At 56.4% G+C, this 16,505-nt stretch carries 19 protein-coding genes; 14 read left to right on the forward strand and 5 right to left on the reverse strand.

The genetic code is table 11. The features are described 5' to 3' along the window. Together WFM46_RS14365 and add are read left to right on the forward strand one after the other, a co-directional pair. Positions 1 to 172: aminotransferase class I/II-fold pyridoxal phosphate-dependent enzyme (locus tag WFM46_RS14365; protein WP_336997893.1), on the forward strand; the 172-nt coding region annotated here is incomplete at its 5' end. 96 nt (positions 173 to 268) lie between these two features. Continuing rightward, the gene (add, locus tag WFM46_RS14370; RefSeq protein ID WP_159339027.1) at positions 269 to 1,270 is read left to right on the forward strand and encodes an adenosine deaminase; all 1,002 of its coding nucleotides are present in this window, start codon (positions 269 to 271) and stop codon (positions 1,268 to 1,270) included. Positions 1,271 to 1,300: 30 nt separating this feature from the next. Here add and WFM46_RS14375 read toward each other — a convergent pair whose 3' ends face one another. After that, on the reverse strand, positions 1,301 to 2,341 hold the full coding sequence (locus WFM46_RS14375; RefSeq protein ID WP_103179391.1) for an oxidoreductase: 1,041 nt from the start codon (positions 2,339 to 2,341) through the stop codon (positions 1,301 to 1,303). A gap of 233 nt (positions 2,342 to 2,574) precedes the next feature. On the opposite strand from WFM46_RS14375, the gene blr reads away from it, so the two are divergent. The 12 genes from blr to gstA all read left to right on the forward strand — a co-directional run bounded on the left by blr (position 2,575) and on the right by gstA (position 12,975). Beyond that, positions 2,575 to 2,745: a division septum protein Blr gene (gene blr / locus WFM46_RS14380; RefSeq protein WP_168192053.1), complete on the forward strand. Its 171-nt coding sequence runs from the start codon at positions 2,575 to 2,577 to the stop codon at positions 2,743 to 2,745. A gap of 202 nt (positions 2,746 to 2,947) precedes the next feature. Next, the gene (ydgT, locus tag WFM46_RS14385; protein ID WP_103179389.1) at positions 2,948 to 3,163 is read left to right on the forward strand and encodes a transcription modulator YdgT; all 216 of its coding nucleotides are present in this window, start codon (positions 2,948 to 2,950) and stop codon (positions 3,161 to 3,163) included. 85 nt (positions 3,164 to 3,248) lie between these two features. Continuing rightward, complete coding sequence (locus WFM46_RS14390; RefSeq protein ID WP_103179388.1) at positions 3,249 to 3,689, forward strand: DUF2569 domain-containing protein; 441 nt, start codon at positions 3,249 to 3,251, stop codon at positions 3,687 to 3,689. Between the two features lie 76 nt (positions 3,690 to 3,765). Beyond that, positions 3,766 to 4,347, forward strand: a complete 582-nt coding sequence (gene rsxA, locus WFM46_RS14395) for an electron transport complex subunit RsxA (RefSeq protein WP_039029166.1) — start codon at positions 3,766 to 3,768, stop codon at positions 4,345 to 4,347. Next, a complete protein-coding gene (gene rsxB / locus WFM46_RS14400; protein ID WP_103179387.1) occupies positions 4,347 to 4,925 on the forward strand; it encodes an electron transport complex subunit RsxB in 579 nt (192 codons plus the stop codon). The genes rsxA and rsxB overlap by 1 nt, the downstream gene beginning before the upstream one ends. After that, positions 4,918 to 7,131: an electron transport complex subunit RsxC gene (gene rsxC, locus WFM46_RS14405; RefSeq protein WP_336997882.1), complete on the forward strand. Its 2,214-nt coding sequence runs from the start codon at positions 4,918 to 4,920 to the stop codon at positions 7,129 to 7,131. The genes rsxB and rsxC overlap by 8 nt, the downstream gene beginning before the upstream one ends. Beyond that, positions 7,132 to 8,184, forward strand: a complete 1,053-nt coding sequence (rsxD, locus tag WFM46_RS14410; protein ID WP_336997883.1) for an electron transport complex subunit RsxD — start codon at positions 7,132 to 7,134, stop codon at positions 8,182 to 8,184. It begins immediately after the preceding gene. Between the two features lie 10 nt (positions 8,185 to 8,194). Beyond that, on the forward strand, positions 8,195 to 8,821 hold the full coding sequence (gene rsxG / locus WFM46_RS14415; protein WP_336997884.1) for an electron transport complex subunit RsxG: 627 nt from the start codon (positions 8,195 to 8,197) through the stop codon (positions 8,819 to 8,821). Then, positions 8,818 to 9,504, forward strand: a complete 687-nt coding sequence (locus WFM46_RS14420; protein WP_103179383.1) for an electron transport complex subunit E — start codon at positions 8,818 to 8,820, stop codon at positions 9,502 to 9,504. Before rsxG ends, WFM46_RS14420 begins: the two co-directional genes overlap by 4 nt. Further along, complete coding sequence (nth, locus tag WFM46_RS14425) at positions 9,501 to 10,136, forward strand: endonuclease III (protein WP_103179382.1); 636 nt, start codon at positions 9,501 to 9,503, stop codon at positions 10,134 to 10,136. Before WFM46_RS14420 ends, nth begins: the two co-directional genes overlap by 4 nt. 616 nt (positions 10,137 to 10,752) lie before the next feature. Further along, the gene (gene dtpA, locus WFM46_RS14430; RefSeq protein WP_103179381.1) at positions 10,753 to 12,261 is read left to right on the forward strand and encodes a dipeptide/tripeptide permease DtpA; all 1,509 of its coding nucleotides are present in this window, start codon (positions 10,753 to 10,755) and stop codon (positions 12,259 to 12,261) included. 108 nt (positions 12,262 to 12,369) lie between these two features. Beyond that, positions 12,370 to 12,975, forward strand: a complete 606-nt coding sequence (gene gstA, locus WFM46_RS14435; RefSeq protein ID WP_336997885.1) for a glutathione transferase GstA — start codon at positions 12,370 to 12,372, stop codon at positions 12,973 to 12,975. Positions 12,976 to 13,064: 89 nt separating this feature from the next. On the opposite strand, the gene pdxY is transcribed toward gstA, so the two are convergent. The 4 genes from pdxY to mliC form a co-directional block, all read right to left on the reverse strand. Then, positions 13,065 to 13,925, reverse strand: coding sequence for a pyridoxal kinase PdxY (gene pdxY, locus WFM46_RS14440; protein ID WP_336997886.1), 861 nt, complete (start codon positions 13,923 to 13,925; stop codon positions 13,065 to 13,067). Positions 13,926 to 13,988: 63 nt separating this feature from the next. Next, entirely contained in the window at positions 13,989 to 15,263 is a 1,275-nt protein-coding gene (gene tyrS / locus WFM46_RS14445) for a tyrosine--tRNA ligase (RefSeq protein WP_103179378.1), read from the reverse strand. 126 nt (positions 15,264 to 15,389) lie between these two features. Then, positions 15,390 to 16,046, reverse strand: a complete 657-nt coding sequence (pdxH, locus tag WFM46_RS14450) for a pyridoxamine 5'-phosphate oxidase (protein ID WP_103179377.1) — start codon at positions 16,044 to 16,046, stop codon at positions 15,390 to 15,392. A 57-nt stretch (positions 16,047 to 16,103) separates the two neighbouring features. After that, entirely contained in the window at positions 16,104 to 16,427 is a 324-nt protein-coding gene (mliC, locus tag WFM46_RS14455; RefSeq protein WP_103179376.1) for a C-type lysozyme inhibitor, read from the reverse strand. Positions 16,428 to 16,505 lie beyond the last annotated feature (78 nt).

Below are 16,505 nucleotides of genomic sequence, written 5' to 3' on the forward strand. Positions count from 1 at the left end.
CGACCGGAAGCTGCAAAAGGTGCTGATTGAGCAGCAAAAAGTGGCGATTATGCCGGGTTATACCTATGGCGAAGAGGGTAACGGCTTTATCCGCCTCAATGCCGGTTGCCCGCGCAGTAAACTGGAGCAAGGGGTGGAACGACTGATTGCCGGGATTCACGCCCTGCGGTAATAGCGTTGCGCAATGGATATTTATCTTGCGCAAATAGCTTTTTGCCCCGTTTTATTTTTATAATACGTCGCACTTTACCTAATAAAGAGTGCGACCATGATTGATACCACCCTCCCGCTAACTGACGTTCATCGCCACCTTGATGGCAACATCCGTGCCCAGACCATTCTGGATCTTGGTCGCCAGTATAATTTGGCTCTGCCCGCACAAAACCTTGAGTCGCTGATCCCGCATGTGCAGGTAACAGAAAACGAACCGGATCTGGTGAGCTTTTTAAGCAAACTCGACTGGGGGGTAAAAGTCCTCGCCTCGCTGGAAGCCTGCCGTCGCGTTGCCTTCGAGAATATTGAGGACGCCGCGCGCAACGGTCTGCATTACGTTGAGCTGCGTTTCTCGCCGGGCTATATGGCCATGTCCCACAACCTGCCGGTTGACGGTGTGGTAGAGGCGGTGATCGCTGGCGTTCGCGAAGGCTGTAAAGCCTTTGATGTTGAGGCCCGCCTGATTGGGATCATGAGCCGTACCTTTGGCGAAGCCGCCTGCCTTCAGGAACTCGAAGCCCTGCTGGCTCACCGGGAACATATCACTGCGGTCGATCTGGCGGGCGACGAGCTGGGCTTCCCGGGCAGTCTGTTCCTCTCCCACTTCAATCGCGCCCGCGACGCAGGCTGGCACATCACCGTCCATGCCGGTGAAGCGGCAGGCCCGGAGAGCATCTGGCAGGCGATCCGCGAGCTGGGCGCCGAGCGTATTGGTCATGGGGTGAAGGCGGTGGAAGACCGCGCCCTGATGGACTTCCTGGCGGCGCAACGCATCGGAATCGAATCCTGTCTGACCTCCAATATTCAGACCAGCACCGTGGCGACGCTGGCGCACCACCCGCTGAAAACTTTCCTCGAGCATGGCGTGATAGCCTCGCTGAATACTGACGATCCGGCGGTTCAGGGAGTCGATATTATTCACGAATACACGGTGGCCGCCCCGCAGGCCGGACTGAGCCGCGAGCAGATTCGCCAGGCGCAGATCAATGGTCTGGAGATGGCATTCTTAACATCTGCCGAGAAGCAGGCGCTGCGCGACAAGGTCGCACGCGGGTAAGAAAAAGCCCGGCATTGCCGGGCTTTGTTTTCAGGCCAGACAGAGGGTCGCGCGATGTTTCGCGGACTCGATACCCAGCTCAATCAGTTCCATAATCTGAATCGCCTGGCTTGCCGGGACCGGGTTTTCACCCTGGCCGTTCAGCGCATCGCGAATACCGGCATAATAGGCCGGGTAGTTGCCCGGCAGCGTCAGCCAGGTCTCCTCCACACGCTCTTCCCCTTCCACGCGGGTCAGCACGCCGTCACGCATGTCATAGCCCCAGTCTTCCTGCGGCAGGCGTTCCCCGTTTTTCAGACGTTCTTCCTGCGGATCGAGACCGAACTTCACATAGCTGCCGCGGGAGCCATGCACGATGTAACGTGCAGATTCCGCCGCCGCCATCATCGTGCCATGCAGTACCACGCGACGCTGCGGATAGCTCAACACCGCATGGAAGTAGTCCGTAGCCTGCGCGCCAGGGCGCAGCTGGGCCAGATCGACGTTCAGGCTCACCGGCAGACCAAACAGGTTAACGGCCTGGTCAAGCAGATGCGGGGCCAGATCGTACCAGATGCCGCTGCCCGGACCCGCCTGCTCACGCCAGCGATTACGCACCTGCGGACGGAAGCGGTCGAAATGTGATTCGAAGAATGCCACTTCCCCCAGAGAGCCGTCGGCAATGAGGGCTTTAACGGTGAGGAAGTCGCTGTCCCAGCGGCGGTTGTGGAAGACGGAGAGCAGTTTACCCAGGCTTTTTGCCAGCGCGTCCAGTTCGCGGGCCTGTGACAGTGTCACGGTAAAGGGTTTATCCACCACCACATGCTTGCCCGCTTCAAGGGCCGCTTTCGCCAGCGGGAAATGGGTGTCGTTTGGTGTCGGGATAACAATCAGGTCGATATTGGGATCGTTAAACAGATGCTTCGGCTCAGAAACCACCGGCACGGTTGGCCAGTCGGCATGAACTTTCGTCGCATCGCTGCTGGAAATGGCTGCCAGCGCCATCCCCGGGGTGCCATCAATCAGCGGGGCATGAAATGTTTTACTCGCATAACCATAACCAATTAATCCAACACGGATTTTGTCGCTCATGAAATCGCCTCTCATCTTTTGACCTGCATATTTCACACTATCTCCTCTCCCGTCACAATAGATTAATCTGGCGTACCTTGCCCTATAGCAACAGAAGCAATCAGTAATTTCTGATTAACATTTATAACTCGCTGAATACAATCGCAAAACATCCTTGTAAAGCGCTTGCCCGAAGGCATATCGCACTGTAAAATTCTGGATCTGTATTTATGGATAAAACATCACCAAGAATCATGACGACAATAATTAATCGAATTATCGAGTTAGCGGGATGGATCGTGCTGGGCGTGTCGGTGATACTGCTCGCCGTTGCCAGTCATATTGATAACTACCAGCCACCCGAGCCGGTAAATACCCTCAATCAAGCCAAGCCTCATACGCTCACCAAAAATAGTGACATATGATGTCAGTTGCTTATTGCCAGCCGTCATGAACAGCGTTAACCTTCTTCGCCAGGCGTCGGCCGACGCCTGATTTCATCAATCAAGAAAACTCTTATTTTTGCCGGTGCGCTTTGGCAAACCGTTTACGTCTTATTTGAACCGTTTATTATTCGACCGAATTACTCCTTTGGCATTACTCACTCTTATATGGAAAATTATTAAAATGACAGTTCAGGACTATTTATTAAAATTTCGCAAAATTAATTCCCTTGAAAGTCTGGAAAAGCTGTTTGACCATCTGAACTACACCCTGAGTGACAACCAGGACATTATCAGCATGTACCGCGCCGCTGACCATCGCCGCGCTGAGCTGGTTTCTGGCGGACGCCTGTTCAACATTGGCGAAGTGCCTAAGTCGGTGTGGCGTTACGTGCTCTAAAAGGTACTCATTGCCCGGAAATGTTATATACTCTCGCCCCTGCTAATTTGCAGTTCGCGCTTTTCGCTGACTATCGGGAGAGAACATGACCACAACGGCTGGAGAAAAAATTGGCGGCTGGTTACTTGCTCCGCTCGCCTGGCTGCTGGTTGCATTATTAAGTGCGTCGCTGGCACTGGTACTTTATTCCACTGCATTAATTACGCCGCACGCGCTTAAAACGCTGGGCGCGCAAAATACCTCTGCTATCGTCATGTGGTTTATTTCTTTCGCGTTTGCGATTGCCATGTGGTACTACACGCTGTGGCTGACCATCGCGTTTTTTAAACGCCGCCGGAGCGTGCCTAAGCACTATATTATCTGGCTGCTGGTCTCTGTGTTGCTGGCCGTGAAAGCCTTCGCCTTTTCGCCGGTTTCCGATGCGCTGGCAGTGCGTCAACTCCTCTTCCCACTGCTGGTGACCGCGCTGTTCGTGCCGTACTTTAAGCGCTCGGCCCGCGTAAAGAACACCTTTGTGAACCCGTAATAACCTTACAGTTAACCTGTTGTCGCCTGCGCCGGTTTATCCGATAATAGGCGGCTTTTTTATGTCAGGCTGAATAATGACCGATTACTTACTGCTCTTTGTCGGCACGGTGCTGGTAAACAACTTCGTTCTCGTGAAGTTCCTTGGCCTGTGCCCATTTATGGGCGTATCCAAAAAGCTCGAAACGGCAATGGGGATGGGGTTAGCCACCACCTTCGTGTTGACCCTCGCCTCGATCTGCGCCTGGTGGGTAGATACCTGGATTTTAATCCCCCTTGGCCTGACCTATCTGCGCACGCTGGCCTTTATTCTGGTTATCGCTGTGGTGGTGCAGTTCACCGAAATGGTGGTGCGTAAAACCAGCCCGGCGTTATACCGCCTGCTCGGCATCTTCCTGCCGCTGATCACCACCAACTGTGCGGTGCTCGGCGTGGCGCTGCTCAACATTAACCTTGGGCACAATTTCCTGCAGTCGGCGCTGTACGGTTTTTCCGCCGCGGTCGGCTTCTCGCTGGTGATGGTGCTGTTTGCAGCGATCCGCGAACGCCTGGTCGCGGCTGATATCCCGGCACCGTTTCGCGGTAACGCCATCGCGCTGGTTACCGCCGGTCTTATGTCTCTGGCCTTTATGGGCTTTAGTGGTCTGGTGAAGTTGTAATGAATGCAATCTGGATTGCCATTGCTGCCCTCAGTGTTCTGGGGCTGCTGTTTGGCATCATTCTCGGTTACGCCTCACGCCGCTTCGCGGTGGAGGATGACCCGATTGTCGAAAAAATTGATGAGCTGCTGCCGCAAAGCCAGTGCGGGCAGTGCGGCTACCCTGGCTGTCGCCCCTACGCAGAGGCGGTGGGCAGCGGCGGCGAAAAAATTAACCGCTGTGCGCCTGGCGGCGAAGCGGTGATGCTGAAGATTGCCGAACTGCTGAACGTCGACCCCCAGCCGGTCGACGGTGATGAAAGCGCGCAGGAGCCGGTGCGCATGCTGGCGGTGATCGATGAGCCTAACTGCATCGGCTGCACCAAATGTATTCAGGCCTGCCCGGTAGATGCCATTGTGGGCGCCACGCGCGCCATGCATACCGTGATGGAAGACCTGTGTACCGGCTGTAACCTCTGTGTCGCCCCCTGCCCGACCCAGTGCATTGAGTTACGCCCGGTAGCCACCACGACCGATAGCTGGAAATGGGATCTTCAGACCATTCCGGTGCGCATTATTCCTGTGGAACAACATGCTTAAGTTATTTTCTGCCTTCAGAAAAGAGAAGATCTGGGATTTCGATGGCGGTATTCATCCGCCAGAGATGAAAACCCAGTCCAGCGGTACGCCGCTGCGCCAGATCCCGCTGGCCAACCGTTTTGTTATCCCCCTGAAGCAGCACATCGGTGCTGAGGGTGAGCTGTGCGTTAAACCTGGCGACAGCGTGTTACGCGGCCAGCCGCTGACCTTTGGACGCGGACGTATGCTGCCTGTGCACGCCCCTACCTCCGGCACCGTGGTGGCGATTGCGCCCCATACCGTTGCCCACCCTTCCGCCCTCTCTGAGCTGTGCGTCATCATCGACGCCGATGGCGAAGATCGCTGGATTGAGCGCGACGGCTGGAGCGACTACCGCAACCACAGCCGCGAGGCGCTGATCGAGCGCATTCATCAGTCTGGCGTCGCCGGTCTGGGCGGCGCGGGCTTCCCGACCGGTAACAAACTGCAGGGCGGCGGCGACAAGATCAAAACCCTGATTATCAACGCCGCCGAGTGCGAGCCGTACATCACCGCGGACGATCGTCTGATGCAGGACTGCGCCGCGCAGATCGTCGAGGGCATTCGTATTCTCGCGCACATTCTGCAGCCGCAGGAGGTGCTGATCGGCATTGAAGATAACAAACCGCAGGCCATCTCCATGCTGCGTGCGGTGCTGGCGGGCAGCCATGATATCAGCCTGCGCGTTATTCCCACCAAGTACCCCTCCGGTGGCGCCAAACAGCTGACCCAGATTTTAACCGGCAAGCAGGTTCCGCACGGCGGTCGTTCGTCTGACATTGGCGTCCTGATGCAGAACGTCGGCACCGCCTATGCCGTTAAACGTGCCGTTGTTGACGGCGAGCCGCTTACCGAGCGCGTCGTTACCCTTACCGGGGAATCGGTTAGCCGTCCCGGCAACGTCTGGGCGCGTCTGGGCACGCCGGTTCGTCATCTGCTGGATCAGGCCGGGTTCTGCCCGAGCGCCGAGCAAATGGTAATTATGGGCGGGCCGCTGATGGGCTTTACCCTGCCCTGGCTGGATGTCCCGGTGGTAAAAATCACCAACTGCCTGCTGGCGCCGTCCGTCAGCGAGATGGGCGAAACGCAGGAAGAGAAAGGCTGCATTCGCTGCAGCGCCTGTGCCGATGCCTGCCCGGCGGATCTGCTGCCTCAGCAGCTCTACTGGTACAGCAAAGGGCAGATCCACGATAAAGCGAAATCCCACAACCTGGCCGACTGCATTGAGTGTGGCGCCTGCGCCTGGGTCTGCCCGAGCAATATTCCGCTGGTGCAATATTTCCGCGTCGAGAAAGCCGAAATTTACGCGATCGCCCAGGAAGAGAAACGCGCAGCCGAAGCCAAAGCACGGTTTGAAGCGCGCCAGCAGCGCCTTGAACGCGAGAAAGCCGCCCGCGAAGCGCGCCATAAGAAAGCTGCAGTTCAGCCTGCGGCGAAAGACCAGGATGCCATTAATGCTGCCCTGGCGCGTGTGCGCGAGAAGAAAGCCACCGCGACAGAAGATGTGGTGATCCCGGCGGGTCAGCGCCCGGATAACAGCGAGATGATTGCCGCCCGCGAAGCGCGCAAAGCAGAGGCCCGCGCCCGTCAGGCGGAAAAAGCGCAGGCTGCCGCCGCATCAACAGAAACCGATCCGCGTAAAGCGGCGGTCGAGGCCGCCATCGCCCGCGCAAAAGCCCGCAAAGCGGCGCCACCGGAAGAGACTCAGGCCGAGCCAGCGCCGGTGGATCCGCGTAAAGCCGCGGTCGAAGCGGCCATTGCCCGTGCAAAAGCCCGCAAGGCGGCACCATCGGAAGAGAGCCAGAGCGAGCCAGCGCCAGTCGATCCGCGTAAAGCGGCGGTCGAAGCGGCCATCGCCCGGGCGAAAGCCCGCAAAGCGGCGCAGCCGGACGATATTCAGGTTGAACAGGCTCAGGTCGACCCGCGTAAAGCGGCCGTCGAAGCGGCGATTGCCCGGGCCAAAGCCCGTAAAGCCGCGCCGCCGGAAGCAAAACAGGAAGAACCCGTACCCGTCGACCCGCGTAAACCCGCGGTCGAAGCCGCCATTGCCCGGGCAAAAGCGCGCAAGGCGGCGCAACAGGAAGAAGAGCCGGCAGCCAATGACGATCCACGCAAAGCGGCAGTGGCTGCCGCCATCGCGCGGGTACAGGCGAAGAGAGCCGCACAGCAGGCAGTTAACGAGGATTAAATGGTTTTCAGAATCGCAAGCTCCCCTTATACCCATAACCAGCGCCAGACATCGCGCATTATGATGCTGGTCTGCCTGGCCGCGCTGCCGGGCATTGCCGTACAGCTCTGGTTCTTCGGCTGGGGTACGTTGCTGCAGATCATCCTTGGTTGTGTGAGCGCGCTGGCGGCCGAAGCGCTGGTACTCAAACTGCGGAAAATCGCGGTGGGCAAAATTCTGGCGGACAATTCCGCCCTGCTTACCGGCCTGCTGCTGGCCATCAGTATTCCGCCGTTCGCTCCGTGGTGGATGGTGGTGCTCGGCACCGTGTTCGCGGTGATCATCGCCAAGCAGCTCTATGGCGGCCTCGGGCATAACCCGTTTAACCCGGCGATGATTGGCTATGTGGTGCTGCTGATCTCCTTCCCGGTGCAGATGACCAGCTGGCTGCCGCCGCATGAGATTGCCGCGACGGTGCCAGGCTTTATGGATGCCGTGCAGGTGATCTTCTCCGGCCATACCGCCAGCGGCGCGGATATGAACACCCTGCGTCTGGGGGTGGATGGCATCAGCCAGGCAACGCCGCTCGATACCTTCAAAACCTCTCTGCATGCGGGTCACAGCGTAGAGCAGATCCTCCAGTCGCCCATTTACAGCGGCGTGCTGGCAGGCGCGGGCTGGCAGTGGGTTAACCTGGCGTACCTGGCCGGTGGCCTGTTCCTGCTGTGGCAGAAAGCGATCCGCTGGCATATCCCGGTGAGCTTCCTGGTAACGCTTGCGGTCTGTTCCGGGCTGGGCTGGTTCTTCTCGCCGGAGTCGCTGGCGTCGCCGCAGATCCATCTGCTCTCCGGGGCGACCATGCTGGGTGCTTTCTTTATTCTGACCGACCCGGTAACGGCCTCTACCACCAACCGTGGGCGCCTGATTTTTGGCGCGCTGGCCGGTTTGCTGGTGTGGCTGATCCGTAGCTTTGGCGGTTACCCGGACGGCGTGGCCTTTGCCGTGCTGCTGGCGAACATCACCGTTCCGCTCATCGACTACTACACGCGTCCGCGCGTGTACGGCCATCGCTAAGGATCTCGCCATGTTAAAAACGATGCAAAAACACGGCGTGACGCTGGCGCTCTTTGCCGCCGTGCTCACCGGCATGACCGCGCTGGTCAACGGCTTAACCAAATCCACCATTGATGAACAGGCGGCCCGTCAGCAAAAAGCGCTGTTTGACCAGGTGATCCCGGCAGATATCTACGATAACGATCTGCAGAAGAGCTGTTATCTTGTCCAGACGCCAGCGCTTGGCAAAGGCACCCACCGTATTTTTATCGCCCGTAAAGGCGATACGCCGACCGGCGTGGTGATGGAGGCCACCGCCCCGGATGGATACTCCGGCGCTATCAGGCTGCTGGTGGGCACCGATTTTTCCGGCACCGTGCTGGGTACGCGCGTGACCGAGCACCACGAAACGCCAGGCCTTGGAGATAAGATTGAAACCCGCTTAAGCGACTGGATTTTGCATTTCGCGGGTAGAGTGATCCACGGTATTGACGATCCGGCGTTCGCGGTGAAAAAAGATGGTGGTGATATCGATCAGTTTACCGGTGCAACCATCACCCCACGTGCGGTAGTGAACGCAGTTAAACGTGCGGGGGTTTACGCACAATCGCTGCCTGCGCAACTTAACAATCTACCCGCCTGTGAGGAGCGTTCATGAGCCAGGTAAAAGAGGTTTTTGTTCAGGGGCTGTGGAAAAACAACTCCGCGCTGGTACAGCTGCTGGGGATGTGTCCGCTGCTGGCCGTCACCTCCACCGTTACCAACGCGTTGGGCCTTGGCCTTGCCACCACCCTGGTATTGATCCTGACCAACCTGTCGATCTCTGCCCTGCGCCGCTGGACGCCGTCAGAGATTCGTATTCCGATCTACGTGATGATTATCGCCTCGGTGGTGAGCGTCGTGCAGATGCTGATCAACGCCTGGGCCTTTGGCCTCTATCAGTCGCTGGGGATTTTTATCCCGCTGATCGTCACCAACTGTATCGTGGTGGGCCGCGCCGAAGCCTTTGCGGTGAAAAACGATCCGCTGATTTCAGCCCTTGATGGCTTTGCCATCGGCATGGGGGCGACCGGGGCGATGTTTGTCCTGGGCGCCATGCGTGAAATCCTTGGCAACGGTACCCTGTTCGATGGCGCAGATGCGCTGCTGGGCAGCTGGGCCAAAGTTCTGCGCATTGAGGTGTTCCACACCGATACGCCGTTCCTGCTGGCGATGCTGCCCCCTGGCGCGTTTATTGGCCTGGGGATGATGCTGGCAGTAAAATACCTCATTGATGAGAAACGTAAACGCCGCGCTGCCACGCGCAGCGCAGAGGAAGGGATCCCTGAGAAGGCCTCATGAACAAAGAGAAACGTTTAACCATTTTGCAGCGCCTGCGTGAGAATAACCCGCACCCGACCACCGAGCTGAATTTTACCTCGCCCTTTGAACTGTTGATCGCGGTGTTGCTCTCCGCGCAGGCGACTGACGTGAGCGTCAATAAAGCCACTGCGAAGCTCTACCCCGTCGCCAACACGCCTCAGGCGATGCTGGAGCTGGGCGTTGAGGGGGTAAAGTCGTACATCAAGACCATCGGCCTGTTTAACAGCAAAGCCGAGAATGTGATCAAGACCTGCCGGATGCTGATAGAGCTGCACGGCGGTGAGGTACCGGAAGATCGCGCGGCGCTGGAAGCACTGCCTGGCGTGGGCCGTAAAACCGCCAACGTGGTGCTGAATACCGCCTTTGGCTGGCCGACCATTGCCGTGGATACCCATATCTTCCGTGTCTGCAACCGAACGAACTTCGCTCCGGGCAAAAACGTGGAGCAGGTCGAAGATAAGCTGCTGAAAGTGGTTCCTGCGGAGTTCAAGGTCGACTGCCATCACTGGTTGATCCTCCACGGACGCTATACCTGCATTGCGCGTAAACCGCGCTGTGGCTCCTGTATTATTGAAGATCTCTGTGAATTTAAAGAGAAAACCGACCACTGAAACCGTCATTCGACGGTTTTTTTTATCACCTGGAAACCCTATATTAAGCACGACTATCTTTCAGGCTCGCCTTTTGCAGTTTTTCTGTCTGAGCAAAAGTTTACGGTTCGCGCATTGTGCGGCTATATAACAATCAAACAGGTTAATTGTTTTTTCGTCAGCAAAATTTTCTATATAAATGTGATGGCGATCACTCTGTTCACACGCTGTTAATTTTATGTGTCAAAATGGCTACTAAAGCCCTACAGCATCGAGAAATACCCCCTTCTCAACCGTAGATATGTCCGGTTATTTTTCAGAACATAGGCCATATCACTGCCCAACACCTTTTACAGCAGAACATATCGCCATACGGCGATTTTCTCCCCTACTGAATAGTGAAAAAAACCAGTTTCACCGAAACGGTAAAATTTAACGCTAAATAACATTTAGGTTTCTGGCGCATTATAGGGCTTGAGTTAAATGTAACAGAATATTACAAACGTCTTGCCAGACGGGTCAGGATAGTGAACATTACCCGCCGTTTCCCCTCCCACTATAACTATAAAGCGGATGGACTACGGTCATCACGCTATGAACACCCCCGTTAATATGGGATGTAAAAAAAGAGGTATATGTGTCTACTGCAAACAATAAACCAGCTGAAGAGAGCGTAAGTCTTAACGCTTTCAAACAACCGAAATCGTTCTATCTCATATTCTCTATTGAGCTGTGGGAGCGTTTTGGTTACTACGGTCTGCAAGGGATCATGGCGGTTTACCTGGTGAAACAACTGGGTATGTCCGAAGCCGATTCCATCACCCTGTTCTCTTCTTTCAGTGCTCTGGTCTACGGTCTGGTCGCAATTGGTGGCTGGCTGGGCGATAAAGTACTGGGAACCAAACGTGTCATCCTGCTGGGCGCCATCGTTCTGGCGATCGGTTATGGTCTGGTAGCCTGGTCCGGTCACGATGCCGGCGTGGTTTACCTGGGTATGGCGACCATCGCGGTGGGTAACGGCCTGTTCAAGGCGAACCCGTCTGCCCTGCTTTCTACCTGTTATAAGAAAGATGACCCGCGTCTGGACGGTGCATTCACCATGTACTACATGTCCATCAACATCGGCTCCTTCTTCTCCATGCTGGCGACCCCGTGGCTGGCAGCAAAATTCGGCTGGAGCGTGGCGTTTGCCCTGAGCTTCGTCGGTATGCTGATCACCGTGGTGAACTTCCTGTTCTGCCGCAGTTGGGTGAAAGAGTACGGTTCAAAACCTGACTTTGCGCCGGTACAGATGGGTAAATTGCTGGCGACGCTGGTTGGTGTTGTCGTGCTGGTTGCTATCGCCACCTGGCTGCTGCACAACCAGGGTATTGCCCGTGCGGTGCTGGGCGTAGTTGCGCTGGGTATCATCTGCATCTTTGCAAAAGAAGCCTTCTCCATGCAGGGCGCGGCGCGTCGTAAGATGATTGTTGCCTTTATCCTGATGGTTGAAGCGATTGTCTTCTTCGTGCTGTACAGCCAGATGCCAACGTCTCTGAACTTCTTCGCGATCCGTAACGTTGAGCACTCTATCCTGGGTATCGCGTTCGAGCCTGAGCAGTTCCAGGCCCTGAACCCGTTCTGGATCATGGTAGGTAGCCCGATCCTGGCTGCCATCTACAACAAGATGGGCGACCGCCTGCCAATGCCGCACAAGTTCGCGGTGGGCATGGTGCTCTGCTCGGGTGCCTTCCTGGTACTGCCGCTGGGCGCGGAATTCGCCAGCGACGCGGGTATCGTCTCCGTGAACTGGCTGATCCTGAGCTACGCCCTGCAGTCTATCGGTGAGCTGATGATCTCCGGTCTGGGCCTGGCGATGGTTGCACAGCTGGTTCCACAGCGTCTGATGGGCTTCATCATGGGTAGCTGGTTCCTGACCACTGCGGGTGCTGCCATCATCGCCGGTAAGATCGCCAACCTGATGGCTGTGCCTTCTGATGTGACCGATCCGCTGCAGTCGCTGCATGTCTATGGTGACGTGTTCCTGCAGATTGGTATTGCCACTGCGGTTATCGCTGTGCTGATGATGCTGACTGCACCAAAACTGAACCGCATGACTCAGGACGACGACAATACCGCTAAAGCGAGCAACACCGCCGCCGTGTAATGTCATCGGGAAACGACTGACTACAAGCCGCTAACTGTGCGTTAGCGGCTTTTTTTTTATTATGGGGCGCACTAACATAGGGTAAACCTACGTAAACAGGAGTGACCGATGAAACTGTTCTATAAACCAGGCGCCTGCTCTCTTGCCTCCCATATTACGCTGCGCGAGAGCGGTAAAGACTTCACCCTCAACGGTGTTGATCTGATGCAAAAGCGTCTGGAAAACGGCGATGATTTTTTCGCGGTGAATCCTAAAGGCCAGGTTCCGGCCCTGCTGCTGGAAGATGGCACCCTGCTCACCGAGGGTGTTGCCATTATGCAGTACCTCGCGGACAGCGTCGCGGATCGCCAGCTGCTGGCGCCAGCCGGTACTATCGCCCGCTATAAAACCATTGAATGGATGAACTACATCGCCACCGAACTGCATAAAGGTTTTACCCCGCTGTTCCGCCCGGACACCCCGGAAGAGTATAAGCCGACCGTTCGCGCCCTGCTGGAGAAGAAACTGCAGTACGTGAACGCGTCGCTGAAAGAGGATCAGTGGATCTGCGGGCCGCGCTTTACCATTGCCGATGCGTATCTGTTTACCGTCCTGCGCTGGGCGCGGGCCGTGAAGCTGAACATGGAAGGGTTAAGCCACATTGACGCCTATATGGCGCGTATGGCGGAGCGGCCTGCCGTGGCGGCAGCACTGGAAGCGGAAGGGTTAAAGTAAGAGAGCGGTTTATTGCCGGGTGGCGCTGACGCTTACCCGGCCTACGAGCTCTGTAGGCCCGGCAAGCGCAGCGCCGCCGGGCATTGAGGTCAAAGCTGGGTCGCGCTAAAAACGTGTTCCGGCTTTGCAATCCGGTCCTGTGCGGCCACCACCTGCAACTCGTACTCCTGCAGGGCTTTGGTGGCGATCATAATCTCATACACCGCCGCCGTGACGTGCTCAAGCGCATCACGCACCGTTGCCTCCTGCAGCAGTTTCACCAGCAGCAGACCGCTGGTGACATCGCCCACGCCCACCGGCTGACGGCTGCCAAAATCCACCAGCGGACGGCTGATGTGCCAGGCTTCATCTTTGGTCACCAGCAGCATCTCAAAGCGATCCGGGCTGATTCCGGCGCGGGCCAGATTTTTCACCAGCACGATTTCCGGCCCCATCGCAATCAGTTCACGGGACGCCGCAACGGCCTCCTCCACGCTGTTCACCGGATGTTCACAGAGGATCTCCAGTTCAATGAGGTTTGGGGCGATGATGTCGCTGGCCGGTAGAGCGTGACGCACGTGAAACTCCGCCACGCCTGGCGCCACGATACAGCCTTTTTCCGGATGGCCCATCACCGGATCGCAGAAATATTTCGCCGCCGGGTTCGCCGCCTTCACCTGGCGAACAATACCGAGAATATGCTCGCCCTGCTCGGCTGATCCAAGATAACCGCTCAGCACGGCATCGCAGGTTTTGAGTTTGTCGATATCAGCGATGCCCTGAACAATCTCTGTAAGATGAGCGGGCGGCATCACGCAACCGGTCCATTTGCCGTATTGCGTATGGTTGGAAAACTGAACGGTATTTAACGGCCAGACATTGGCCCCGAGACGGCGCATCGGAAATTCTGCGGCGCTGTTGCCAGCATGCCCAAAAACGACGTGGGACTGGATGGCGAGGATATTCTTCATTTTCTTACCACAACCCTGAAAAAATAAAGGGGCGTGGTTTCCCACGCCCCTGTGCTTTTATGATTATTTCCAGCAAACCAGACAGTAATTCTTTTTACCGCGACGCAGCAAGGTATAACGACCAAACAGGCGATCGCTGTCAGCGAAGACGTACTCCGCGTCAGACTGTTTTTCACCGTTAATGGTGATGGCGTTAGAGGCGATGGTTTTACGCGCCTGGCCACGGGACGGCTGAAGCTCAGAGTCGACCAGGGCCTGCATCAGATCGGCGCCTTTTTCCATCTCCACCATTGGCACGCCATCCTGCGCCAGCTGTTCGAAGTCTGCTTCGCTCAGATCGCTCAGGGTGCCGTTAAACAGGCTGGCGGTAATGCGCTTGGCCGCCGCTAAGCCCTCTTCGCCGTGAACCAGCTTAGTGACCTCATCGGCCAGCACGTACTGGGCGCGTGGCGCTTTACCGCTGTTTTTGTCTTCTTCTTCAAGAGCATTGATCTCTTCAATGTCCATAAAGGTGAAGAACTTCAGGAAGCGATAAACGTCAGCATCTGCGGTGTTGATCCAGAACTGGTAGAACTTGTACGGGCTGGTTTTCTTCGGATCGAGCCATACCGCGCCGCCTTCAGTTTTACCGAACTTGGTGCCGTCCGCTTTGGTGATCAGCGGAACGGTCAGACCGAAGACCTGATTCTGGTGCAGACGACGGGTCAGATCGATACCGGAGGTGATGTTACCCCACTGATCGGAGCCGCCAATCTGCAGCGCAACGCCGTGCAGCTTGTTCAGACAGGCAAAGTCATACCCCTGCAGCAGGTTGTAGGAGAACTCGGTAAAGGAGATGCCCTGATCGTCACGGTTCAGACGCTGCTTCACCGCTTCTTTGTTGATCATCTGGTTAACGGAGAAGTGTTTACCGATATCCCGCAGGAAGGTCAGCACGTTCATGCTGCCAAACCAGTCGTAGTTGTTCGCAGCGATCGCGGAGTTTTCACCACAGTCAAAGTCGAGGAATGGCGCGACCTGTTTGCGGATTTTCGCCACCCACTCCTCTACGGTATCCGCCGTATTCAGTTTACGCTCAGCGGCTTTGAAGCTTGGGTCACCAATCAGACCCGTTGCGCCACCGACCAGAGCCACAGGCTTATGGCCAGCCAGCTGGAAGCGTTTCAGGCATAACAAAGGAACCAGATGCCCCAAATGCAAGCTGTCAGCGGTAGGATCGAAGCCGCAATAGAGCGCGATCGGGCCTTGCGCCAGTCGCTCTGCTAACGCTTCCTCATCCGTCACCTGGGCTACCAGCCCCCGCTCTTGCAATTGTTTAATCAAGTTACTGCTTGCCATCAAATTCTCCATGTATAAAACGACTGCACCTTTGCCGGTACACGACTTTTCGCCAGACGCGAAAGGTACATAGAATAAAGCGCTGACCAACGTAGCGCCAGCGCTTAAGAGAACAAATTTCGGGGATTAGGGTGCCAGCCGATCGATTTTCCACGCGCCGTTATCGCGCTGATAGATAAACCTGTCGTGAAGGCGATGTTCACCGCCCTGCCAGAATTCCATCTGCTGAACGGAGACGCGGAAGCCGCCCCAGAAACTCGGCAGCGGCACTTCGCCCTGCTGGAATTTCTGTTTCAGCTCAAGGAACTTGCTCTCCAGCACGCCGCGGGCAGAGATACGGCTCGACTGTTTAGAGACCCAGGCGCCAATCTGACTGTCCCGCGGACGGCTGTGGAAATACTTCACCACTTCAAGGGTTGAGAGACGCTCAACGGAGCCGGTGACCATCACCTGGCGCTCCAGCATATGCCACGGGAAGAGCAAACTGATACGCGGGTTGTTTTCCAGATGCTGCGCCTTACGGCTGCCAAGGTTGGTGTAGAACACCAGTCCTTTGTCATCGTAATGTTTGAGCAGCACGATGCGCTGCCAGGGTTGGCCATTTTCATCGACGGTGGCAACCACCATCGCGGTGGGATCGGCCAGTTGTGCTTCACAGGCCTGTTTCAGCCAGTGCTCAAACAGCACCAGCGGCTCGGCGGGGAGATCCTGGCGACGCAGGCCGCCTTTGGTGTATTCGCGCCGCAGGTGCGCAATTTTCTGCAATTCGTCGTTATCTGACATGGCGTTAACTGACGTTGACAATGGGTGACGCTATTGTGCGCCGCCCCCTGCAAAATCTCAACGCTTCGGATTTTCGATCTGACAATTGTTCAGCACAATGCGATCGCGCTTGTAGACCGTTGCACTGTCGCCTTTCGACCAGAAGACATACACCCCGTCGCTGTATCGGGTCCCGGAAGCGGAGATCCCCTGTTTCAGCGTCAGCAGCTTATTGTCGTACACGAAACTGACTTCCTGACGGGGATTATTGAGCTTAACGGTAAGGGGCTTTTCGTCGCACTGATAGGCCAGCGTGTCGGTTTGCATACGCTCGACGAACTGGTTGTAAACGCTACAGCTCGCCAGCAGAAAGGGAGTAAAAGCAAGAAGCAGTTTTTTCATGGGTAAATTCCGAAGACTTTCCTGGTCCCGGAGGGCGCGTAGGCCCTCCCGTTTTTTCGGCTATTCTTACCCACAGCA

It is taken from the genome of Leclercia sp. M50, from assembly GCF_037150775.1.
Taxonomy (GTDB): domain Bacteria; phylum Pseudomonadota; class Gammaproteobacteria; order Enterobacterales; family Enterobacteriaceae; genus Enterobacter.